At 59.3% G+C, this 19,991-nt stretch carries 18 protein-coding genes and 1 tRNA gene; 7 read left to right on the top strand and 12 right to left on the bottom strand.

From position 1 onward, the window contains the following. Window positions 1–7 precede the first annotated feature (7 nt). A complete protein-coding gene (locus CRX69_RS18640; RefSeq protein ID WP_047226595.1) occupies window positions 8–235 on the top strand; it encodes a PLD nuclease N-terminal domain-containing protein in 228 nt (75 codons plus the stop codon). 7 nt (window positions 236–242) lie between these two features. On the opposite strand, the gene CRX69_RS18635 is transcribed toward CRX69_RS18640, so the two are convergent. The 3 genes from CRX69_RS18635 to CRX69_RS18625 form a co-directional block, all read right to left on the bottom strand. After that, the gene (locus tag CRX69_RS18635; RefSeq protein WP_047226594.1) at window positions 243–668 is read right to left on the bottom strand and encodes a hypothetical protein; all 426 of its coding nucleotides are present in this window, start codon (window positions 666–668) and stop codon (window positions 243–245) included. A 121-nt stretch (window positions 669–789) separates the two neighbouring features. After that, entirely contained in the window at window positions 790–1,020 is a 231-nt protein-coding gene (locus CRX69_RS18630; RefSeq protein ID WP_047226593.1) for a hypothetical protein, read from the bottom strand. A 149-nt stretch (window positions 1,021–1,169) separates the two neighbouring features. After that, the gene (locus CRX69_RS18625; RefSeq protein WP_047226592.1) at window positions 1,170–1,424 is read right to left on the bottom strand and encodes a DUF6555 family protein; all 255 of its coding nucleotides are present in this window, start codon (window positions 1,422–1,424) and stop codon (window positions 1,170–1,172) included. A 200-nt stretch (window positions 1,425–1,624) separates the two neighbouring features. Between CRX69_RS18625 and CRX69_RS18620 the strand changes: the two genes are divergently transcribed. Then, entirely contained in the window at window positions 1,625–2,524 is a 900-nt protein-coding gene (locus CRX69_RS18620) for a polysaccharide deacetylase family protein (protein ID WP_107322535.1), read from the top strand. Between the two features lie 387 nt (window positions 2,525–2,911). Here CRX69_RS18620 and CRX69_RS18610 read toward each other — a convergent pair whose 3' ends face one another. The 5 genes from CRX69_RS18610 to CRX69_RS18590 form a co-directional block, all read right to left on the bottom strand. Continuing rightward, on the bottom strand, window positions 2,912–4,708 hold the full coding sequence (locus CRX69_RS18610) for a DAHL domain-containing protein (RefSeq protein WP_107322534.1): 1,797 nt from the start codon (window positions 4,706–4,708) through the stop codon (window positions 2,912–2,914). A 295-nt stretch (window positions 4,709–5,003) separates the two neighbouring features. Next, the gene (locus CRX69_RS18605) at window positions 5,004–6,116 is read right to left on the bottom strand and encodes an alkene reductase (RefSeq protein WP_047226588.1); all 1,113 of its coding nucleotides are present in this window, start codon (window positions 6,114–6,116) and stop codon (window positions 5,004–5,006) included. Window positions 6,117–6,264: 148 nt separating this feature from the next. Then, window positions 6,265–8,502 (bottom strand): xanthine dehydrogenase family protein molybdopterin-binding subunit, encoded by a 2,238-nt coding sequence (locus tag CRX69_RS18600; RefSeq protein ID WP_047226587.1) that lies wholly within the window; start codon window positions 8,500–8,502, stop codon window positions 6,265–6,267. Further along, window positions 8,499–8,972 (bottom strand): (2Fe-2S)-binding protein, encoded by a 474-nt coding sequence (locus CRX69_RS18595; protein WP_047226586.1) that lies wholly within the window; start codon window positions 8,970–8,972, stop codon window positions 8,499–8,501. The genes CRX69_RS18600 and CRX69_RS18595 overlap by 4 nt, the downstream gene beginning before the upstream one ends. After that, on the bottom strand, window positions 8,969–10,249 hold the full coding sequence (locus tag CRX69_RS18590) for a c-type cytochrome (protein ID WP_080962871.1): 1,281 nt from the start codon (window positions 10,247–10,249) through the stop codon (window positions 8,969–8,971). The genes CRX69_RS18595 and CRX69_RS18590 overlap by 4 nt, the downstream gene beginning before the upstream one ends. A gap of 298 nt (window positions 10,250–10,547) precedes the next feature. Between CRX69_RS18590 and CRX69_RS18585 the strand changes: the two genes are divergently transcribed. Together CRX69_RS18585 and CRX69_RS18580 are read left to right on the top strand one after the other, a co-directional pair. Then, window positions 10,548–11,747, top strand: coding sequence for an MFS transporter (locus CRX69_RS18585; protein WP_047226640.1), 1,200 nt, complete (start codon window positions 10,548–10,550; stop codon window positions 11,745–11,747). Window positions 11,748–11,847: 100 nt separating this feature from the next. After that, a complete protein-coding gene (locus CRX69_RS18580) occupies window positions 11,848–12,765 on the top strand; it encodes a LysR family transcriptional regulator (protein WP_107322533.1) in 918 nt (305 codons plus the stop codon). Between the two features lie 111 nt (window positions 12,766–12,876). On the opposite strand, the gene CRX69_RS18575 is transcribed toward CRX69_RS18580, so the two are convergent. Next, window positions 12,877–12,964 (bottom strand) — tRNA-Ser (locus CRX69_RS18575). Between the two features lie 124 nt (window positions 12,965–13,088). Here CRX69_RS18575 and CRX69_RS18570 point away from each other — a divergent pair. Beyond that, window positions 13,089–13,760, top strand: a complete 672-nt coding sequence (locus CRX69_RS18570; RefSeq protein WP_039588756.1) for a Bax inhibitor-1/YccA family protein — start codon at window positions 13,089–13,091, stop codon at window positions 13,758–13,760. Window positions 13,761–14,162: 402 nt separating this feature from the next. Next, window positions 14,163–15,506 carry a hypothetical protein gene (locus CRX69_RS18565; protein ID WP_047226584.1) on the top strand — a complete coding sequence of 448 codons (1,344 nt, stop codon included), beginning with the start codon at window positions 14,163–14,165 and terminating at the stop codon, window positions 15,504–15,506. A gap of 41 nt (window positions 15,507–15,547) precedes the next feature. Here CRX69_RS18565 and CRX69_RS18560 read toward each other — a convergent pair whose 3' ends face one another. Beyond that, a complete protein-coding gene (locus CRX69_RS18560) occupies window positions 15,548–15,985 on the bottom strand; it encodes an Lrp/AsnC family transcriptional regulator (RefSeq protein WP_047226583.1) in 438 nt (145 codons plus the stop codon). Between the two features lie 134 nt (window positions 15,986–16,119). Between CRX69_RS18560 and CRX69_RS18555 the strand changes: the two genes are divergently transcribed. After that, window positions 16,120–17,013, top strand: coding sequence for a DMT family transporter (locus CRX69_RS18555; protein WP_107322532.1), 894 nt, complete (start codon window positions 16,120–16,122; stop codon window positions 17,011–17,013). Between the two features lie 18 nt (window positions 17,014–17,031). On the opposite strand, the gene CRX69_RS18550 is transcribed toward CRX69_RS18555, so the two are convergent. Next, on the bottom strand, window positions 17,032–18,657 hold the full coding sequence (locus tag CRX69_RS18550) for an NADP-dependent glyceraldehyde-3-phosphate dehydrogenase (RefSeq protein ID WP_107322531.1): 1,626 nt from the start codon (window positions 18,655–18,657) through the stop codon (window positions 17,032–17,034). Window positions 18,658–18,878: 221 nt separating this feature from the next. Continuing rightward, the gene (locus tag CRX69_RS18545; protein ID WP_107322530.1) at window positions 18,879–19,793 is read right to left on the bottom strand and encodes an autotransporter domain-containing protein; all 915 of its coding nucleotides are present in this window, start codon (window positions 19,791–19,793) and stop codon (window positions 18,879–18,881) included. Window positions 19,794–19,991 lie beyond the last annotated feature (198 nt).

The raw sequence follows: 19,991 nt of genomic DNA, 5'->3' as shown, positions 1-19,991 counted from the left end.
TTGGACCATGTCTGAACTAGCCAGCTATTTCTGGATCGGCGTTGTGGTGCTTTTGCTGCTTGTGGATCTGTGGGCGATCATCAGTGTCTTTCGCAGTGACAAGACTGTCGGGACCAAGGCGGGATGGGCGCTGGTGTTGATCATCTTGCCTGTGGTGGGCCTGGTCATCTGGGGCGTTGCCGGCCCTCGCGGTGTGAAGGAAGGCCCGTCGTCGCCAGAGCACAGCAAAGGTTAGGGACCCTTCATTGGTTTTTCCAGCGCCCACCGGTGGTTTCGCAATCTTTCTGTGCTTGCGCCAGTTGCTCGGTGTTGTAGTAGTACCGGGTGACTTGCGCATCGTCAGGGATGTTGGCTGACTCGCCGCCACGGTCCTTGCTGGTTGAGTGCGGATTGGCCAGGGATTCCTGAGTCAGCCGGGCCTGGCACGTCGCTACATAGCCTTGGGCGCAACGTTCGACCTGGTTCTTTTCAGTGCTCAGTGCACCTTTGCTTTCGTTGCTGCACGACCAGCCAATCGCCTCGGCTGGCACGCCTTTGTATTCGTAACAACTATGGGTTTCGATCTTCGGTATCGCCTGGCTCTGGGACCGAGTGATTACATCGCAGCCTTGCGCCATGGCGACGGCAGGGCAGGCACAGGCGATCAACAGCAGGATTCTGGCGTACATGGTGTTCTCCCTCTAGCGGCTTTGCTCCGATACATATCCATATCGAGGCGCAAAGAACGCCCGCGTTCCATCGGTTTTCCAACCGGTAGAGCGTGGGGAAGAATCTGTGCAGCGCAATGCGTTAGCGGAACTTGGGCAATGGTCGCTCGGCGGGCTTGAGGGACGTCAGCGCGCTCTGGATAGAGGGGGCGTCTTTTTCGATGTCATTGAGACGATCCCGGATGCGCACGGCGGTAGGGTGCCCGCCCTGATGGTCGACCCAGTCAGCGATTTCTTTGCAGGCTGCCGCCAATCGCGCCTGACGCGATTCCAGCAAGGTGAGCACGGTGGTGATGGACTCTTTTTCAGACATGTCGCACCTCCATTGAGTGTGTATAGGGCAGCACAAAACCCGCCAGCAGCGGGTTGTACCGATAATTAAGCGTAGTTGAGTTATTTCGGGTCTGGCGAAGAAAACGGCGCACGGCCGGACGGCCGGTGCGCCAAAGAGGGGTTGCGGACTCAGCCTGACTCTTTTACCCAGGCCGGCGCGACACTGGCTCGCCAGCGCACGTCGGTAATACCGTATTTTTCTGCCAGTGGTTTTGACACCCGCTTAACCTTTTCCCTTCCGAATTTGGGGATGCGCCCGACACCCGCGTCGCAACTGGCCCAATGCCAGGCTTCGGAATTGTTCATCACTTCTGCACGAATGATGAATGACTTGGGCTCGCCATGGAGCATGTAGTCGATGATGTAAAGCGATGGCCCGCCCATAAATCCTCCCTAATTAGTTCTATACGGATGGATGCAGAGGCGGGCGGAAAATTCCATCGGATCTCCAGACGGTCAAAATCGGGGGCGCGGCGAGGCTCGCGGCCGGGAACCAAACCCGGTTAACCTTCTCCAAGCTGGGCTTGGGCACCAAGGGCCATGGATCGAAGGCGAGTCAGTGCGATCACCATAAAAGGCACACAATGAAAATCTTCGCCAGGGTGTTGTCTCTCGTAGCCCTTGCCAGCGCTTTGCTGGGATGCATTGGCGCTCCTATCGAGCTGACTGCGCAAACCGAACAGCGCCTTCGCACGCAGCCGCCGATCCGCTTTCTGCTGACGTTCGATGACGGGCCCAGCGCATCATCTTTCTGGAACCCGAGCATGGGCGTGCTCGATGCCCTGGCGCAAAACCCGGTGCAGCCGGGGATCAAGGCGGTATTTTTTGTGCAGACTCGAGCGTCGCGGGCCGGTGGCAGTGATATCGGGCGTTCGGTGATGCGTCGTGAACAGCAGGAAGGGCATGTGCTGGGCTTTCATACCGCGACCTCCGGGCACAGCAACCACCGGTTCCTCAGCCCAGATGAACTGGAACAGTCGCTGCTCAATGGGAGCGCCGACATTGCCGCTATCACGGGGGCGGCTCCCAGGCTGGTGAGGCCGCCGTTCTGGAGCTTCGACACCCGCACCTTCGAGGCCTATCGGCGCCATGGCCTGCACATGTTGCTCACTGATCTGAGTGCCAACGACGGCAAAGTCTGGGGCATCACGGCGAGTCCGAGACGGCGAATCAACCTCATACGTCAGCTCAGCGAAGTGCGTGAACGTATCGCCGTCGGGCAGATACCTGCCGTTGATGGGGTCATTCCGGTGGTGGTGACCTTTCATGATCTCAATCGCTACACCGCGCGACACGCCCGGGAGTACCTGCAGATTCTGATCGACGCTGCCCAGGCGACTGGGGTGAAGACCGACACCAAGCCATTTTATGACGACCGTCAGGCGCTTGAGCGAGCAGCGCTGGCTCGCACCGTCAAAGACGGCACCGAGCCGGTGCAACTGCCTGGGTTGTGGAACAGGTTGTGGGGTTCGGGCTCACCCTGACGAGTATGCCGCTCCCGGGAAATTGCGACGCCCGGTTGATGCCCTGGTGCCAACTGAGTGTAAGGTAAGGGGCGTACCTTAGGTTTATCTGGCAGGAGGTAACTATGAGTGCTGCGATGCTAACGAAAGTGCACATCAACGGTTATGACGTACTCAGTGTGAACAGCGGCCCATGGCGGGTCTGCACCCAAGTGGACCGGCTTGGCTCCTTTGCTTCCCGTGAGGAAGCGCTGGCTTACGCGGCGGCGTTGCCGGTACGCAGAAACCGAAGCGAGCGATCGGCTAACACTAAATAGCAGCGCTAGAAGGTCGTGTTCGCTGGGGCGAGTTGGCTGCACGCACGCAACCCGAAAGATGCTATGCACGCAGCCAACTCGCCCCAGTGGTTCAGGTATTGGCCAGTTCCAACGGGATCTCCAGAGTGAACAAGGCCCCTTGACCAGGCCCATCGCTCTGGGCGTAGAGACGACCATTCATTTCAACCGCGGCCAGAGCACAGCTGTGCAAGCCAAATCCATGGCCGTCCTTGCGGGTCGTGAACCCGTGGTTAAAGATTCGAGCCTGGTTCTGCGGCGCAATACCCTCGCCTCGATCCTTGACGCTTAGGCGTAACGTACTCTCAGCGACGATCTGGATCCCCAGCGTGATTTCCCGCGGATGCCCGGAAACATTCGACATTGCGAACTTGGCGTTGCTGATCAGGTTGATCAGGATCAACAGCAACCTGTGCTTGTCTCCCAGGATGGTGGGGATGTCCTGAAAATCCTTGATGACCGTGACATGGTGCCGGCTCAGCGCGCCTGCGTTCATGCGTAACGCATCTTCGAACAGATCCTTGACATTGAGCGGCTCGATCAATCTCGCGGCGCCAGCGTAGGTTTGTTGGGTGGCGACGATTTCCTTGATGTGGTCAATGCTCTTGGTCAGTTGTGCCAGCTCGTCAATGAGCAGTCCCTGTTCGGCATTGATGGACTCGACCAGCTCATTGAAATAACGAGGCAACAATTTGCCTTTTTCATCCAGGGTAATGAAACGGCCCAAATCCTCGGCATGCTCATTCATCATTTTTACCGCTTTGCCCAGACCGAGCGTCTTGCTGTTTTTCAACTTGCGGGTCACCAGGTCCGCCGAAATATTCACGCTGTTGAGAACGTTCCCCACGTTATGCAACACGTTGGTCGCAATCTCGGCCATTCCCGCCATTCGCGCCGCCTCCACCAGCTCACGTTCGGCCTGCATCAACTCGCGAGTGCGATCTTCCACCCGTTCTTCCAGCCGTTCATTGGAGAATTGCAGTTCCTGGTTAATCTGAGTGATGAGCGCGGAACTGCGAACCAACCGCGCAGCAAGGTAGATCATCAAAATGGCCATGAGGCCGGCGCATACAGCCAGATAGATGTGATATTGGCGTTCGGTCTCGGCGGTCCTGCGTTGGGTTTCGTTCAACAGCTCGTTAATACTGTCCAGCTCTTGAGCGACCGGGATCACACTGATGCGGTCAATGAGGTCATTGACGATCGGTTGTTCCTGGATAATGGATTCGACATGTTGTGTCAGCGTGGTAAAGGACGGCTGGTAGGGCTGGGGCAGTTGGGCCATGTATTGCTCCAGCGCATTGAGCTGGCTCCTTACTTCTTCGGCCTTGTCCGAGGTGACATAAAGGGCGTACTCAAGCGTTGTCAGAGTCAGGTCAAGGACACTGGAGGCAATCTCTAGGCGGTTTATCGGAGTGTCGGCGTCCATCTCCCTGAGCCGTGTCTGGATGTCGTCCTCGGCAAGTGGCAGCGCATCCAGAGCGGTGCGTAAGCGGGTGTTGTGTTGCTGGAACTGCTCCACCAGCAGGCTTTTGTTCCTCACCGCCTCCACATAGCCCTGGCGCCTGGATGCCCAAAGGGCCGCCAAAGGACCAGAATTGTTGAGCTGCTCCAACTGCGCCCATCGACTGGCCGCTTCAGGTGGCGGGGTCAGCGACAGGTTGTTATTGATGCCGATCTTCTTTCGCAGGATTTTGACGTTCCAGTTGGCGTCGGATTGTTTGAGTTGGCGGATGAAGTCCCGGGATTCGAAATAGGTGGAGGCGTCGTAGGTGTAGGATTTGACTAAAAAGAATATCAAGGCCGAAAACACAGCAAGCGCGACAGCCAACAAGGCGGGCCATTTATATTTTTTGATGAGAGTGGTCACACGGTCCTCCCGTCAAGGCTATTGGCCGGGCAGATCGGTGAGTTCCCAAGATAAGGCAGGATTGCGCAGCATGGGACGATGGGTGGGGTGTTTGTTTGGTGTTGTATAGGTGGCGTGGGTCTGCTTTTGCCTGGGTGCACGTCGAGCTCCCTGCTAACGATGGCGTGGTACGTCAATGACGTGAGTGTAGCGCTAAGGAGGCGGGGCGATGTGGGAGGCTAGCGGCGGGCGTAGATTAAGTCAGCCGCCACAGTGGCGGCCGACTTTTGGCTTGGTCTATTACAACGGTCACAGCTCAGGAATGAACCGGATAATCCACATATCCACGCTGGTCGCCACCAAAGAATGTGCTCGGATCCGGCGCATTGAGTGACAACCCTTCGCGAATTCGCCGTGGCAGATCAGGATTGGCCAGAAACGGCCTGCCGAACGCGATGATGTCCGCGCGGCCGTCGATCAGCGCCTGTTCTGCCGTCTTTGGATCGTAGCCGCCGGCGATCATCAGTACGCCGTCCCAGGCTGCACGCAACTGACCGATAATGGCATCCCAGCGCGGATCGAAGTTCTCATCTTTTACAGTGCCGACGACGGCGGGCTCGACGAGGTGCAGGTAGGCCAAGTTCCAGTGGTTCAACGAACGCACGATATGGCCGAATGTAGCCTCAGGGGTTTCATCACCCATGCCCATGAAGCGCCCCATGGGTGTCAGACGCACGCCCACGCGTTCTGGACCGACCTCATCGACTACGGCAGCCACCACTTCCAGTAACAGGCGAGCACGATTTTCCAGGCTGCCGCCGTAACGGTCAGTGCGCTGGTTACTGTTACTGTTGATAAATTGATCCAGCAGATAACCATTGCCCGCGTGAATTTCCACACCATCCATTCCGGCGTTCATCGCATTGCGTGCAGCCTTGCGGTAGTCGCTGATAATGCCGGCGAGCTCCGAGGTTTGCAGCGCTCGTGGCACCGGCACATCACCCCAGACGCCGTGACCATCGGTATCGACAATGAACGTCTTGCCAGGTACGGGTAATGCACTCGGGGCAACCGGCAGCGCGTTGTCGGGCTGAAAACTGGGGTGCGATACGCGGCCCACATGCCAAAGCTGCATGAAGATCAAACCACCCGCCTCATGCACGGCGTCGCTGACTTCGCCCCAGGCCTGCACCTGTTCATCGCTGTAGATGCCCGGCGTCCAGGCATAACCCTGGCCCTGTCGGGATATTTGCGTCGCTTCGGTGATGATCAAGGCGGCGCTTGCACGTTGGCGGTAGTACTCGGCATTCATCGCTGTCGGAGTGTCGCCCGGTTGCCCGGCGCGAGAGCGTGTCAGCGGTGCCATCGCCACACGGTGGGCAAGTGTGTACGGACCTAATGCGATGGGACGAAACAGATGTGGCGTCATGGTGTTCTCCAATAATCGAAAAGTGCAGGCAGGGTGGCGTCTGACCTGGGCCAGGCACTGGCTGTACTTAAGTTAAACGGCGCGATGACGCCTGATAATCCACACACTTCGCCACGCTGCATTGCGTGATTTGCAATGCAGCGTGGGTTCATGACGGCTGCTGCGAGCGAGTCAGGGGAAGGTTCAACCAGCGCCGCCCTGTGGCATTCGCGATGGCATTGCCAATGGCCGCAGCCATTGGTCCCTGGACGATCTCGGCGGCGCCGAGAAACGGTTGTCCCGGTTGATCGAGCAGATGGACGTCGACCTTTTTGGGCACTTGCGAAAAGCGCAGGATCGGGTAACCACTCCAGTCGTAGCTGCGAATGCCTCCGGGGTCATAGGCGACTTTTTCATACAGCGTCCAACTGGTTGACTGGACGACCCCCCCTTGCACTTGGTTGCGCAAGCCGTCGGGATTGACGATCTGCCCAACGTCCACGGCTGTGACGACGTGATCGATCTGCACTTCGCCAGTCTGAGGGTGCACCTGAAGGCGCACCGCGATGGCGCAATACCCCATGATGTTTTTGTAGCGGGCGAACGCGAAACCTATGCCCGCGCCAGGAGCGCTGCTTCTTTGCGGCCAGGCAATGGCGTCGCGAACTCGCTCCACCACGGCTCGCGCCCTGGGATCGGTCAGATGGGCAAGGCGCAAGGCAACTGGATCGACTTCGGCCTTGATGGCCAGCTCATCCATGCAGGCCTCGATTGCGAAAATGTTGATGTGCGCGCCGAGTGAACGCATGGCCGATGTGCGAAATGGCATCTCGGTAACGAAGTTCATGTCGATGCGCGTCGAGCCCAATGTGTACAGGGGCACCGCGTTGCGATCGCCGTCGCCTTCGGGTTGTGCGATAGGCACCGAAGGCGCAGAGATGAAAGGGCGGGCCAGCAGCCGCGCCGGCAGCAAGCGTCCGGCATTGACGATGCGTTCGTTATGAGGCGTGGTCCATAGCTCGCAGTTCCAGTCCTGCAGTCGACCCTGCGCATCAAGGTTGGCCTGGACCTCGGTAATCATCGCCGAGCTGTAGGGCTCCCAGAGATTTTCCTGTTCGCGCATCCACTGCACCCGAACCGGGGTGCCCGGTAGTCGCATGGCAATTAGCGCCGCGTCGGCCGCTGCATCGTCCGCGCCGTTGTGACCATAGCAACCCGAGCCTTCGGTGTGGATACAACGAACGCGCTCGGGTGGCAGTCCTGTCATTTCGGCAATCCCGGCGCGCAGGGGGTACACACCCTGTGTGTGGGTCCAGACCGTGAGGGTGCCGTCCTTGAGCCAGGCCACGGCGCATGACGGGCCGATGGAGCCGTGCATCAAATACTGTTTGGTTACGCGCGCGCGGTAGCTATGGTGGGGCACGTCTTGCGGGGTACCTTCATGACTGATTGGATAACGGCGTGAGGGGAGCCGTTCGAGCAAGGTATGGATCGATCCAGACTCGGGGATTGCCTGACCACCACTCCAATAGGCCGATTCGTATCCGCTGCGCATGGCCTTGATCGCTTGCCATTCATCAAGCGCCACCACGGCCAGATAATTACCATCACGAATCACTTGCACGACCCCGGGCAGCATCTTGATCGATTTCGCATCGAAGACCTCCAGCCTGCTGCCGGGACGCGGCGGGCGGATGACTCGCGCATGCACCATGCCTGGCAGACGAATGTCTTGAACGAACGCGGCACCGCCGCTGACTTTGGCCGCAATATCCAGCCTTTGCAGCGAATGGCCGATCAGCTTGAATTGCGTCGCCGGCATGACCGGCGATTCGGCCTTGGCGTAGAGGTGCAGATCGACATTCTTGACGGCGTCGGCATAGCTCATTCGCTGCCCGGTGGGGCCGAGAATGATGCCTTGCTCGGTGCTCAGCAGTGCCGGCAATACCTCCCAGCTACGCCCGGCCGACTCCAGCAGTAACTCACGTACCTGCGCCGCCGCGTTGTACAGCGCGGTCCCACTGTCGAAAATACTGTGGCTACCGGCGGTGTAGCCTTCGTTAGGTGTCAGAGCCGTATCGGCGGTAAGCAAATTGATCGCCGCCGGGGAGACTTCCAGGCGTTCCGCGGCTATTTGCAATAGGGCTGTCTTGACGCCGGTGCCCAACTCAACCTTGCCGGTGTAGACGGTGATGCCATCTGCGCCGACCCGGATCCAGGCATCGAGATAGGGGTTGGTGCGCAGGCTGCCGGGCAGGTCCGGCGCCCGCACTACCGTGCCAAGCGTATCAACTTCGGTGTCTGCCCATGCGCGTCGGGTCATCGGCGCGAGGGTGAATGCCATCAACAAGGCGCCGCCCTTCAAGAAGGCGCGGCGACTGTGAGTCATCTCTTTAACCTGCGTCATAGCGAACTCCGGTTTTGCCTGGCTACAAGGCTGATCGCGTCGATAATTCGCAGGTGGGTTCCGCACCGACACAGGTTGCCTGCCATGTACTGGCGTATGGTCTGTTCGTCCGGGGACGGATTGCTTTCCAGCAATGCCTGGGCGCGCATCAACATACCGGCGATGCAGTAGCCGCACTGGGCCGCCTGTTTATCGATGAAGGCCTTCTGTAAAGGGCCGGGGCGCTCGACGGTGCCGAGGCTTTCAACCGTTCTAACCTGTTTGCCGTCAAGGCCCGCGCAGGGTGTCACGCAGGAAAACACAGGCTTGTCATCGACAATGACGGTACAGGCACCGCATTGGCCCAAGCCGCACCCGTATTTGGCGCCATTGAGCCCCAGGTGATTGCGCAGCGCGTAGAGCAGCGGCATGTCAGGTTCCAGCTCCAGTGTCTGGGGCGAGCCGTTGACATTGAGAGTGACTTGGGTCATTTCGTCTCCTGGCGTATCGCTTCAAGGGTGGCAGAAAGGTCAGTCCAGGGTTGGTCGGGACTGGCCTGGTGGCGCAGGTATGACGCCAGGGCTGAGAGTTGGGCGTTGTCGAGGCTGGCGGCAAACGGCGGCATCACCGGACCCGGCACGCCCGGGATGGCCGGGATGCCATCGAGTACGGTTTTCAGGAAGTTGCGCGCGCTTGAGGCTTGTAATGCTGACGTACGATTCAACGCCGGACGCCCGTCGATTTCGCGCATCGGTGCCGCCGCGCCATGGCAACCGGCACAGGCGCTGGCGAAGAGCATGGCGCCACTGGCTTGGGCGGCGGGCTCGGCGCTGGCAGCATCGGGATGGATTTCCCTGATCACAGCCCTGCCGGGCAGACTCAGCAAGTACTCGGCAATCGCCTCTGCATCGGCCACCGGCATGCGTGCCAGGCCAAGACTGACCGCACGCATCGGTCCAGCCGCGGTGCCATGCCCCTCCACGATTTCCGCGCGAAGGTAGCGCACCAATTGCTCAGTGCTCCATGCGTTTGCACCACGGGCCATGCCGAGTAGCGAAGGCGCTTGCCAACCCTCCACGGAACCGCCCGCCAGGCTTTCGCCGCTCTTCTGGGCACCGAGTAAGTTCAGAGGTGAATGACACCCTGCGCAGTGGCCGGGCCCTTGGACCAGATAACGCCCGCGATTCCAGGCTTCAGATTGTCGTGCTACTGGCGTGAGTGGCTTGGCGTGCAGGAACAGCAGATTCCAGAATGAGACTAGCGGGCGGATGTTCATCGGGAAGTTCATGTCGTTTTGCATGGCCGGTGAGTCCACGGCAGGGCCGCTCATCAAGTACGCATAGGCGTCAGCGATGTCGTCTGTGGTCATGCGCCGGTAATGTACGTATGGAAAGGCCGGGTAAAGGAAGTGACCATCGCGTGAGATCCCTTCGCGCATCGCCCGCTCGAATGCCGGCAGCGACCATTGGCCAATTCCGGTCTGCGGATCCGCAGTGATATTGGTGCTGTAGAGCGTGCCAAACGGCGTTCTTAGCGGCAGGCCCCCCGCCATGTATTGGCCCCCGGGTCGTGTATGGCACACCGCACAATCGCCCGCCTCGACAACGCGAGCACCGCGTTGCAATTGTGCGGAATCGAAGGTTCGCGGACGCTCGATGGGAGCTATCGCCGGACGCCACATCAGCATCACGGCCCCGATCGCGCCTACCGAAGCCAGGACCACGGCGCTGATCCATAACGGCTTGGCTCTGATGAAACTGCCCTTCATGAAAATGCCCGGTGCCGCAGACGCGCGGTCGCAAGTGATGATGAGTTGGGGGTCATGAACAGCTCCTCGGTCAGCCTGGGAAGGGCGCCGGAGGAGAGACCTCTGCGCCAAGTGCCGAAGGTAAGGAAGGTGTGGCTGTTGGAGTATCCGCGGATCGCGCAATAGCCTGTTGCGCCAAGCGCAAGGCGAGTGCGCGTTGCATATGGCGCATCACTCAATTGCTCATGGGGTGGATTCTGCGGATCGACCGCTGCCTTTAGCCTTGACGCCACTTTCTCGAACTCAACGAGGTGTCATCATGCTCACGGGTAACCCGGCGGCAACGGCCAAGGCCGAACAATCTGCTTCACTCTCTGGCCTGATGGTCGCGTTCCTGGCGTTTTGCTGCGGCGCGGTCGTTGCCAACCTTTATTACGCTCAGCCAATTGTCGAACTGATCGCGCCGCAGATCGGCCTGTCCAGCGCCAATGCCAGTCTGATTGTTTCGCTCACACAGTTTGGTTATGCGTTGGGCCTGCTGTTGCTGGTGCCACTGGCCGACCTGATGGAAAACCGACGCCTTGTCGTGGGTTTTACCCTCGCTGCGAGCGTGACCCTGTTGTGTGCCGGTCTGACGCATTCGCCGTCGATGTTCCTCATATTGTCCTTGCTGATCGGTCTTACCTCAGTGGCGGTGCAGATTCTTGTGCCGCTGGCGGCGCATCTGGCGCCGGAAGCAACGCGTGGGCGCGTTGTTGGCAACATCATGAGCGGGCTGTTGCTGGGCATTCTGCTGTCACGTCCGCTGTCGAGCCTGCTGGTGGAAGTGTTCGGCTGGCGCGGGGTGTTTTTCAGCGCCGCGGCACTGATGGCCGTCATCGCCGTGATTATGGCGACTGCGCTGCCGCGGCGTGTGCCGACTCATCAGGCCACGTACCCGGCGTTGATCGGTTCGGTGTTTGCGCTTGCCCGTCGCCACCCGGTTCTGCGGCAACGTTCGTTGTATCAGGGCTTATTGTTCGCCAGCTTCAGCCTCTTCTGGACCCTCGCGCCCATCGAGCTGATACGTAACCACGCGTTCAGTCAGGCGCAGGTTGCGATTTTTGCGCTGGTCGGAGCCGTCGGTGCAGTGGCAGCACCGATTGCCGGGCGCTTGGCCGATGCTGGGCATGGCCGCCGCGGGACGCTGGCTGCACTGCTGTTGGCACCCGTCTCGCTATTGATCGCGGCGCTGCCTGGCAGCAGTTACCTCTGGCTGGTGGTGTGTGCAGTGCTGCTGGATTTCGCCGTGCAACTGAACATGGTGCTGGGCCAACGAGAGGTGTATGCCATCGACCCGCACAGTCGCGCGCGCCTGAATGCGGTTTACATGACCAGCATCTTCGTGGGGGGTGCCTTGGGCTCGTTGGTGGCGAGCCCACTGTATGAACATTTCGGCTGGAACCTGTCTGCCGTGACGGTGGCATTGTTGCCTGCTCTGGCTTTGCTAATGTTTCTGGGACGTAAGGCAGAGGCCTGAGCGCCAGGCGTCGGTGAAAGGTGTGAGGTGCGTTCGTACAAGACGGCGCGAGACGAGTGATGCACAATCGTCTGCGTTCCTTTTCGACCGGATTGCACCTATGGACAAGCTGCTGGCATTGAAGATGTTTGTTGAAACCGTGCGTTGTGGTGGTTATTCCGCCGCGGCACGCAAACTCGGCATCTCGACATCTTCGGTGACACGCCAGGTGGCAGGACTCGAAAATGAGTTGGGCGCCAGTCTTCTTAACCGTACGACTCGCAACACCAGCGTTACCGTCGCTGGGCAAACCTATTTCGAGAAGGCCGTCGCCATTCTCGATGCCATTGATCAAGCCGATGCCGTAGTCGCCGACCGTGGCATCGAGGCCCAGGGACGCCTACGGATCAGCGTCCCGGTGGAGTTTGGTCGACGAATCATCGCGCCGCATCTGGGTCGATTGCTTGCTCGTCATCCAGGACTGGAAATCAGCGTGTCGTTGAGCGATCAGGTCAGCGACCTGCTGAGCGAACAGATCGATGTGTCGGTGCGTCTCGGATCGTCGGTGGTCAGTGAGGATATCGTCAGCAAACGGGTAGGGGCCTTCCAGCGCTGGGTGGTGGCCAGCCCGGACTATCTGAGTCGTCACGCGGTGCCGTCTCATCCCCGTGACTTGCTGGAGCTACAATGCCTGCGCTTCGATTACGGTGGTTCGCACCACCACTGGACGTTCCAGGGCGAGGACGAAAGCATCCAGCTCAACGTCCACGGTCGCCTGCAAAGCAACAACGCCGATATCCTGCGTGAAGCGGCGATCGCCAGCGGCGGGGTGGCCTTGCTGGCCGACTGGCTGGTACGTGACGACGTCGCCGCCGGCCGGCTGGCACGGTTGCTGGAGCATTATGAAGTCAATCCCGGCAGCGCGAGCAGTTGTATCAATGCCCTGTATTTACCCAATCACCGGGGCTCCAGCCGGATCAATGTGTTCATTGATTTTCTTGAGGAGATCCTCGCGCCTGATCGATTGGATAACCGCTAGCGCCAACTCAGGTGCGTAGTTTTCTGTCGGGAGAACCGGGGTGGCACAACAGAAAACGCATGCGCCAGAAACGACAAAGCCCTGATTAATCAGGGCTTTGTCGTATAAAGATGGCGGAGGCGATGGGATTCGAACTCATGGACCTGTTACAGTCGACGGTTTTCAAGACCGTTGCCTTAAACCACTCGGCCACACCTCCGTATTGCGTTGCGGGCGCCATAATACCCGAATGAAACACACTGTCAAACTCTCTACGTAGCTTGTTACAGAGCGTCTGTTATCATCCTTGCCACTGAATGTTTCAAAACCGGAGGAGTGTCGCCATGCGCGAACAGGATTACGCAGTGAACAACAGCGTGCAGGCTGAGCAGCTAGAGGTTAGCCGCGTCCTGCGCAACACTTATGGCCTGCTGGCACTCACGCTCGCTTTCAGCGGTGTGATGGCCTTCGTTGCACAACAGATGCGCGTCGGCTACCCGAACATCTTCGTGGTGCTGATCGGTTTCTACGGCCTTTTCTTCCTCACCAACAAGCTCCGCGATTCGGCCTGGGGCCTGGTTTCGGCCTTCGCCCTGACCGGCTTCATGGGCTTTTTGCTCGGCCCGATCCTCAACCGTTACCTGGGAATGCAGGGTGGCGCCGAAGTGGTCAGCTCGGCATTCGCCATGACCGCGCTGGTGTTCGGTGGTCTGTCGGCCTACGTGCTGATCTCCCGCAAGGACATGAGCTTCCTGAGCGGTTTCATCACCGCAGGCTTCTTCGTGTTGCTCGGTGCGGTAGTTGCCAGCTTCTTCTTCCAGATCAGCGGCCTGCAACTGGCAATCAGCGCCGGCTTCGTGCTGTTCTCGTCGGTCTGCATCCTGTATCAGACCAGCGCCATCATCCACGGCGGCGAGCGCAACTACATCATGGCGACCATCAGCCTGTATGTATCGATCTACAACCTGTTCGTCAGCCTGTTGCAGCTGTTCGGCCTGATGGGTCGCGACGACTGATTGCATGCGTGATATGAAAAGCCCGCTTCGGCGGGCTTTTTTTCGTCCCCGATTTTTCGTTATGGCCAATTGCCCGCAAAAAAGCCGAATCGTGATGGCGGCTTTGAATAATTGATCTACAACTATGACAAGGGATTGCATTGCCAGGGGCGGCATGAGGTAAACCGGTCAACCACCGCGCGAAATCTTCGCCACGTTCCCCCCAATATCGTTCGCATTCGGCTATCCGAGCCAGGTCTGATTGCGCCCGTTTTTCAGGCGCCAAGGAGGTGTACGCACGTCACTGAGCGTTAACCGTGAGCCGGCGGGGGCAACGCGCCCTGGCCCAATAACAAAGGAAGCCCTGCGCATCAATCAGGAGATCGATGATTTGGCAGGCGTTGCCCCTATAAGGAGATACCGATGATTAAGTCCCACGCAAAGATCCTTGTACTCATGACCTTGGCCGGCGGGTCGTCCATGGCCAATGCCGGCACCTTCCCTGATTTCGGCTTCGCCCCTCCCAAGAGTGAATATTCCGGCCCTGCGTTCCAGCTCAGCCAGAACTATCCCACCACTGCCCCTGGCGCCGCGTCGATGCCAGCGTTCTTCAAGATTCTGCCAACAACACGCAGCAATGATTTTGAAACCTGGCGAGCCTATATGGAGGGCGTCAAGCAATACTGTCTGGAGGGCAACGCCGAGACCAACTGGAATGTGCAGAAAAACGCCGTCCGCCAGTGGTATCACATGCCCTGGCAGCATTACGGGCCGAGCGGGCGTGAAGGCATCCACGGGCTGACTCGAGAGGCGCCTATTCAGCCTAAACAGCTCGCTCACACACAGTTGGAGTCCGGTCAGACTTATGCGGTGGGGATCTATAACGATATCGGTGCCTTTACCATCGGCCAGGTCTGGAAAGATCCGCAGAACCCTGACCCGAGCTTCACTTCAAAGCCCAAGAGCTTCCCCAACGGCACCGTGGTGTGTAAGGCGTTGTATGCCGACATCGATGTCAATTCGGTGCCGTCATTGGCCAATCCCTTGCTGCTGGATGCCTACACCGCCGTCACGTTTACATCCACTGATCGCGTCGTGAAAAAAGTCGCATTGATCCAGATGGACATTGCCGTGCGTGACTCGCGTGTCAGCGAGACCGGATGGCTCTTCGGGACCTTTCAGTACAACGGCATCGATAAAAGCAAAGGCGACTGGGAAAACCTGGTGCCGGTCGGAATCATGTGGGGTAACGACCCTGAAGTGACCAGCAGCGAGTTCACCAATCCGACCCCGACAGAAACCAAAATCAACCCTGCGTTGAAGCAGACCGCAATCAATGCCAATACCAAAGAACTGCCGCCGACCCACCTGGGTTGGAACGGACGCCTCAATGGGCCGGTGGACAACCCGCAGGCTTCATGCCTGAGCTGTCACATGACCGCTGAATACCAGCAACTGGCGATCATGAACCCGACTTTCCAGGCCAACCCACCAGCGCCGGGTACTGAAGAGTGGATGAAATGGTTCCAGAACATCCCCGCCGGCCAACCCTTTACGCCGGGCACCCAAAGCACGGACTACAGCCTGCAATTGTCCGCGGCCTTGGCCAACTTCTATGACTGGAAATGTAATCACAGTGGCGTCTATGCCGATGGCAAGAATGCTTGCGAAAAAATCGTGCCGCTAAAATTGATGAAAGCAAGCAATGCGCCTCAGGATGAGGTGCAAAAAGTGCAGCGCAGTCCTGAGCTGGAAGACCTCGAGTAACATAAATCCCGGCCTCGGATGACACCGAGGCCGGGTCAGGTTCATGCCATGGGTGGCAGTCGCCGCTTGACCGGAGTCTTCTTGACGATGGCGGTGTTGGTTTCTGCCAGAACATTGAGCTTGTCCAGCAAGGTGTCCAGTTGCTCCATCGAACGCACATGCAGCCGAGCGATGAAGCAGTCATCGCCGGTGACCTTGTCACATTCGGTAAATTCAGCGATGGCCTGGATCTGCCGTTCCACTTCTTGCAACTGCCCCGGTAACGGGCGAATACGCACAATCGCCTGGAGCTGGTAGCCGAAGCACTTGGGGTCCACTTCAACGGTGTACGCCCTGAGCACGCCACGCTCTTCGAGCCTTCGAAGGCGCTCGGCGACGCTGGGGGAAGACAGGCCGCTCAAGTTTGCCAAGGCCTTGAGGGAGCGTCGGGAGTCTTCCATCAGCGCGCTGATGAGGATCTGGTCGATGTCGTCAGTCATTTTTCACTCCGTTAGGCCAATGCTCGAAGTTGCCTTGATAAAAAAGGTCGAAAGCCAGTTTAGCCTTTCTCGTGCCATGGAGGAGCGCCCCTTTGGCTCGGCATACTGTGCCCACTTGCTGAAGGAGCCTGAAGATGGACAAGACCTTACGTCGCGGTTCGCTGGAAATGACCGCCGCTATGTTGATTTCCGGAACCATCGGCTGGTTCGTGCTGGTTTCCGGTGTGCCGGTGCTGGACGTGGTGTTCTGGCGCTGCGTGTTCGGTGCTGCGACCTTGCTGCTGATTTGCGCCGGTTTCGGATTCTTGCGTCCGGGTCTCCTGACGCGTACCACCTTCTTGCTGGCGGTGCTCAGTGGCGTGGCGATCGTGGGCAACTGGGTGCTGCTGTTTGCTTCGTACTCCCGCGCGTCGATTGCCATCGGTACCGCGGTGTACAACGTTCAGCCGTTCATGCTGGTGGGATTGGCGGCGTTGTTGCTGGGGGAAAAAATCACCGCCCAAAAGCTGTTCTGGCTGGCGGTGTCGTTTCTCGGCATGTTGGCCATCGTCAGCGCCCACGGTGAGCAAGGGCAGGGTGGCGGCGACTATCTGACGGGTATCGCCCTGGCGTTGGGCGCTGCCTTGCTGTACGCCATTGCGGCGTTGATCATCAAGCATCTGACCGGGACACCGCCGCACTTGATCGCGCTGATTCAGGTCAGCACCGGTGTGTTGCTGTTGGCACCCTGGGCGAACTTTTCAGCGTTGCCGCAGCAGCCCGAGGCCTGGGCTAGCCTGGTAACCCTGGGCATGGTTCATACCGGCGTGATGTACGTGTTGTTATACAGCGCGATTCAACGGCTACCCACCGCAGTGACCGGCGCGTTGTCGTTCATCTATCCGATCGCGGCGATTTTCGTCGACTGGTTCGCCTTCGGTCATCGCCTCGAGTTGCTGCAGTGGCTGGGTGTGGCAGCGATCCTGCTGGCGGCCGCCGGAATGCAGCAGGGCTGGGGCATCAAGGTGCGCCGTCCAGCCCTGCCATAACCCATCGTTCGGCGCGGGTCAGAAGATGTAGTCGGTGGTCAGGAAGTTAGAGTCCCGCCCGCGGATGATGTCGCTGATCAGCGCCTTGTTGTTGTCCTGGAACTTGGTCGCCACCAGCGTGCGGATCGAAAAGGTGCGCAGCGCATCGTGGACCGACAACGTGCCCTCGGCCGAGTTTTTCCGGCCGTTGAACGGGAACGTGTCCGGGCCACGCTGACATTGGGCGTTGATGTTGATGCGTCCGACCTGGTTGGCGAAGATGTCCACCAGTTTGCCGACTTCGGCCGGGTTGTTGCCGAAGATGCTCAACTGTTGGCCGAAATCGGACTCGAGCACGTAATCGACCACGGTATTGAGGTCGCGGTACGGCACGATGGGGACGACCGGGCCAAACTGTTCTTCGTGGTAGACCCGCATTGCAGTGTTCACCGGATAGAGCACGGCCGGATAGAAGAACGAACCGCGGGATTCGCCACCGTGTTCATTCGTCACCTGCGCACCTTTGGCGGCGGCATCGGCCACCAGCGCCTGCAGATAATCGACCTTGCCCGCTTCGGGCAACGGTGTCAGTGCCACGCCATCTTCCCACGGCATGCCAGGTTTCAGGGCAGCCAGCCCGGCGTTGAACTTCTCGATGAATGCCGGTGCCAGGTCTTCGTGGACAAACAGGATCTTCAATGCGGTGCAGCGCTGGCCATTGAAAGACAGCGAGCCGGTCAGCGCCTCGCTGACGGCGTTGTCCAGATCCACATCCGGCAGCACCAGGCCCGGGTTCTTTGCGTCCAGGCCCAGGGCGGCACGCAAACGGTGCGGGCGCGGATGGAGTTTTTTCAGATCGCTTGCAGCCTTGTTGGTGCCGATGAAGGCAAAGATGTCGATCTTGCCGCTGGCCATCAGCGCGCTGACGGTTTCCCGGCCACTGCCGTAGATCACATTGATCACACCAGCCGGGAAGCTGTCGCGAAATGCCTCCAGCAGCGGCCGCACCAGCAGTACGCCGAGCTTGGCCGGCTTGAACACCACGGTATTGCCCATGATCAATGCCGGAATCAACGTGGTGAAGGTTTCGTTCAGCGGATAGTTGTAGGGGCCCATGCACAAGGCCACGCCCAGCGGCACGCGGCGGATCTGCCCGAGCGTATCCTGTTCCAGCTCGAAACGGCTGGAGCGGCGGTCCAGTTCCTTGAGGGCGTTGATGGTGTCAACGATGTAATCGCAGGTGCGGTCGAATTCTTTTTGGGAGTCCTTGAGATTCTTGCCGATTTCCCACATCAGCAACTTGACCACCGCCTCGCGTTGTTCGCGCATGCGCGCCAGGAACGCCTCCACATGGCGGATGCGTTCTGCAACACGCATCGTTGGCCACTGGCCCTGGCCGCGGTCATACGCGCGGACGGCTGCGTCCAGGGCGGTGAGCGCGGTCTGTGCATCCAGCAGCGGCGTGCTGCCCAGTATCACTTGTTCGTCCCCCTGCGGGCCTGCCAGGTACACCGGGCTGCGAACAACTGCCAGTGGCCCTTGCCAGGTTTGCAGCACGCCATCGATCAGGTATTCGCGCTGCTCGATCTGTCCCTCGAGGCGGTAGGCCTGCGGAATATCGGCAGCGCTGGGAAACAGGTTGGCGAAGAGGTTGGCTTGGGTCATGTCGTTACTCCATCAATGAAATGAGCCATGGGCTGACGGCTTTCAGGCGTAAATCGCTTTTAGGGTTATACGCCCAAATGGCGGTGCGTTTTAAGTGCCGGGGGGCGAGGGACAGGATTTTATCGGCGTCAGGCAGGTGTGGAGGCGGGCAGGCTGGACTCATTGTCGGTTGGCATGGCGAGTCGCCAACACATGGCTGCGACCCGCCCTGAAGCGCTGGTTTACCAACGCATCCGTACCCCCAGGCTGCCGATCAGCCCGTTGAGGTCGTTGTCGTCGACGTCGCTGCTGTAGTCAGCGCTGATGTAGAGGCTCACCACCGGTGTAACCCGTGCCACCAACCCCAGCCCTACCTCGACGGTGGAAGATTTGCGGCTGCTGCTGATCTTGTCGACTTTGTCCAGGGTCAAGGTGTCGGCACTCTGGACCGTGTGCCAAAGGTTGGTGCGCACGTAGGGTTCCACGCCCAGGCCGTTGACCTGATACGTCCCTTTGAGGCGTGCCCCGACGCGCCCGCTCCAGGTGCTCAGTTCGTTGCCGGAGCCGTTCTCGGCATTGGGGTTGTCAAGGGTGATGCGCTGGTTGATCAGTTGCGCCTGGGGTTCAACCACCCAATGGTCGCTGATACCGATGGGAAAACCGCCTTCGACCGACAACGTGACGGCATTGCCTTCAGCGGCCTGACGCTGGCCTTGCTCGGTGCGGCTGTAACCGTTGACGCGCCCGCCGCTGGCACTCAGATCCACATGCCAGCCTGCCGGACCGGTCAGGCTCCAGTACGCGCCCAGATGGGTGCCTTGCAGGTTCAGTGCTTCTTTGCCGGGCTCGGCCATGGCCGGAGTCACCAGCGTGCCATTGACGCGGGTGATGACCTGGTTCTGTCCACTGATCAGGCCCACGCGTTGGGTGTGGCCGCTGTCGTTTCGCAAGGTGAAGAGGGCGGGGCTCTTGCTGGAGGTGGGGTCAGCGTTTATGGAGGCGGCGCCCTGGCTGTCGGACTGTGTTCGGTCATACCAGAGTTGCGACGTCTGCTCGGCGGGCCAGGCCCATACCTCCATGGACGAACACAGTAACAACGAAGTCGAGATTGTGTAGAAAGTGGTAGTGATCTCTTGTGGACGGAGGGAAGTTTTCATGGAGGCCTGCCTTGCAATCGCATGCGTTTCTCGCTTATGGCGTCTCTCCTACCCCGAACGAGGGGCGACCGAATGGATTGAGGCAAACCTCGGGCCGTCCGCTGTAGCGGGGTTCCGAGGCTTGCCCCTGACTGTATTTCCGGGGGTAGTACGTTGTAGTCAAGAAGACCGGTGCCGTCGCGTCAAGAAAATGAACGA

It is taken from the genome of Pseudomonas rhizophila, from assembly GCF_003033885.1.
GTDB classification, from domain to species: Bacteria; Pseudomonadota; Gammaproteobacteria; order Pseudomonadales; family Pseudomonadaceae; genus Aquipseudomonas; species Aquipseudomonas rhizophila.
Note: the sequence above shows the minus strand (reverse complement) of the source record. Positions and strands in the feature narration are given on the sequence as shown.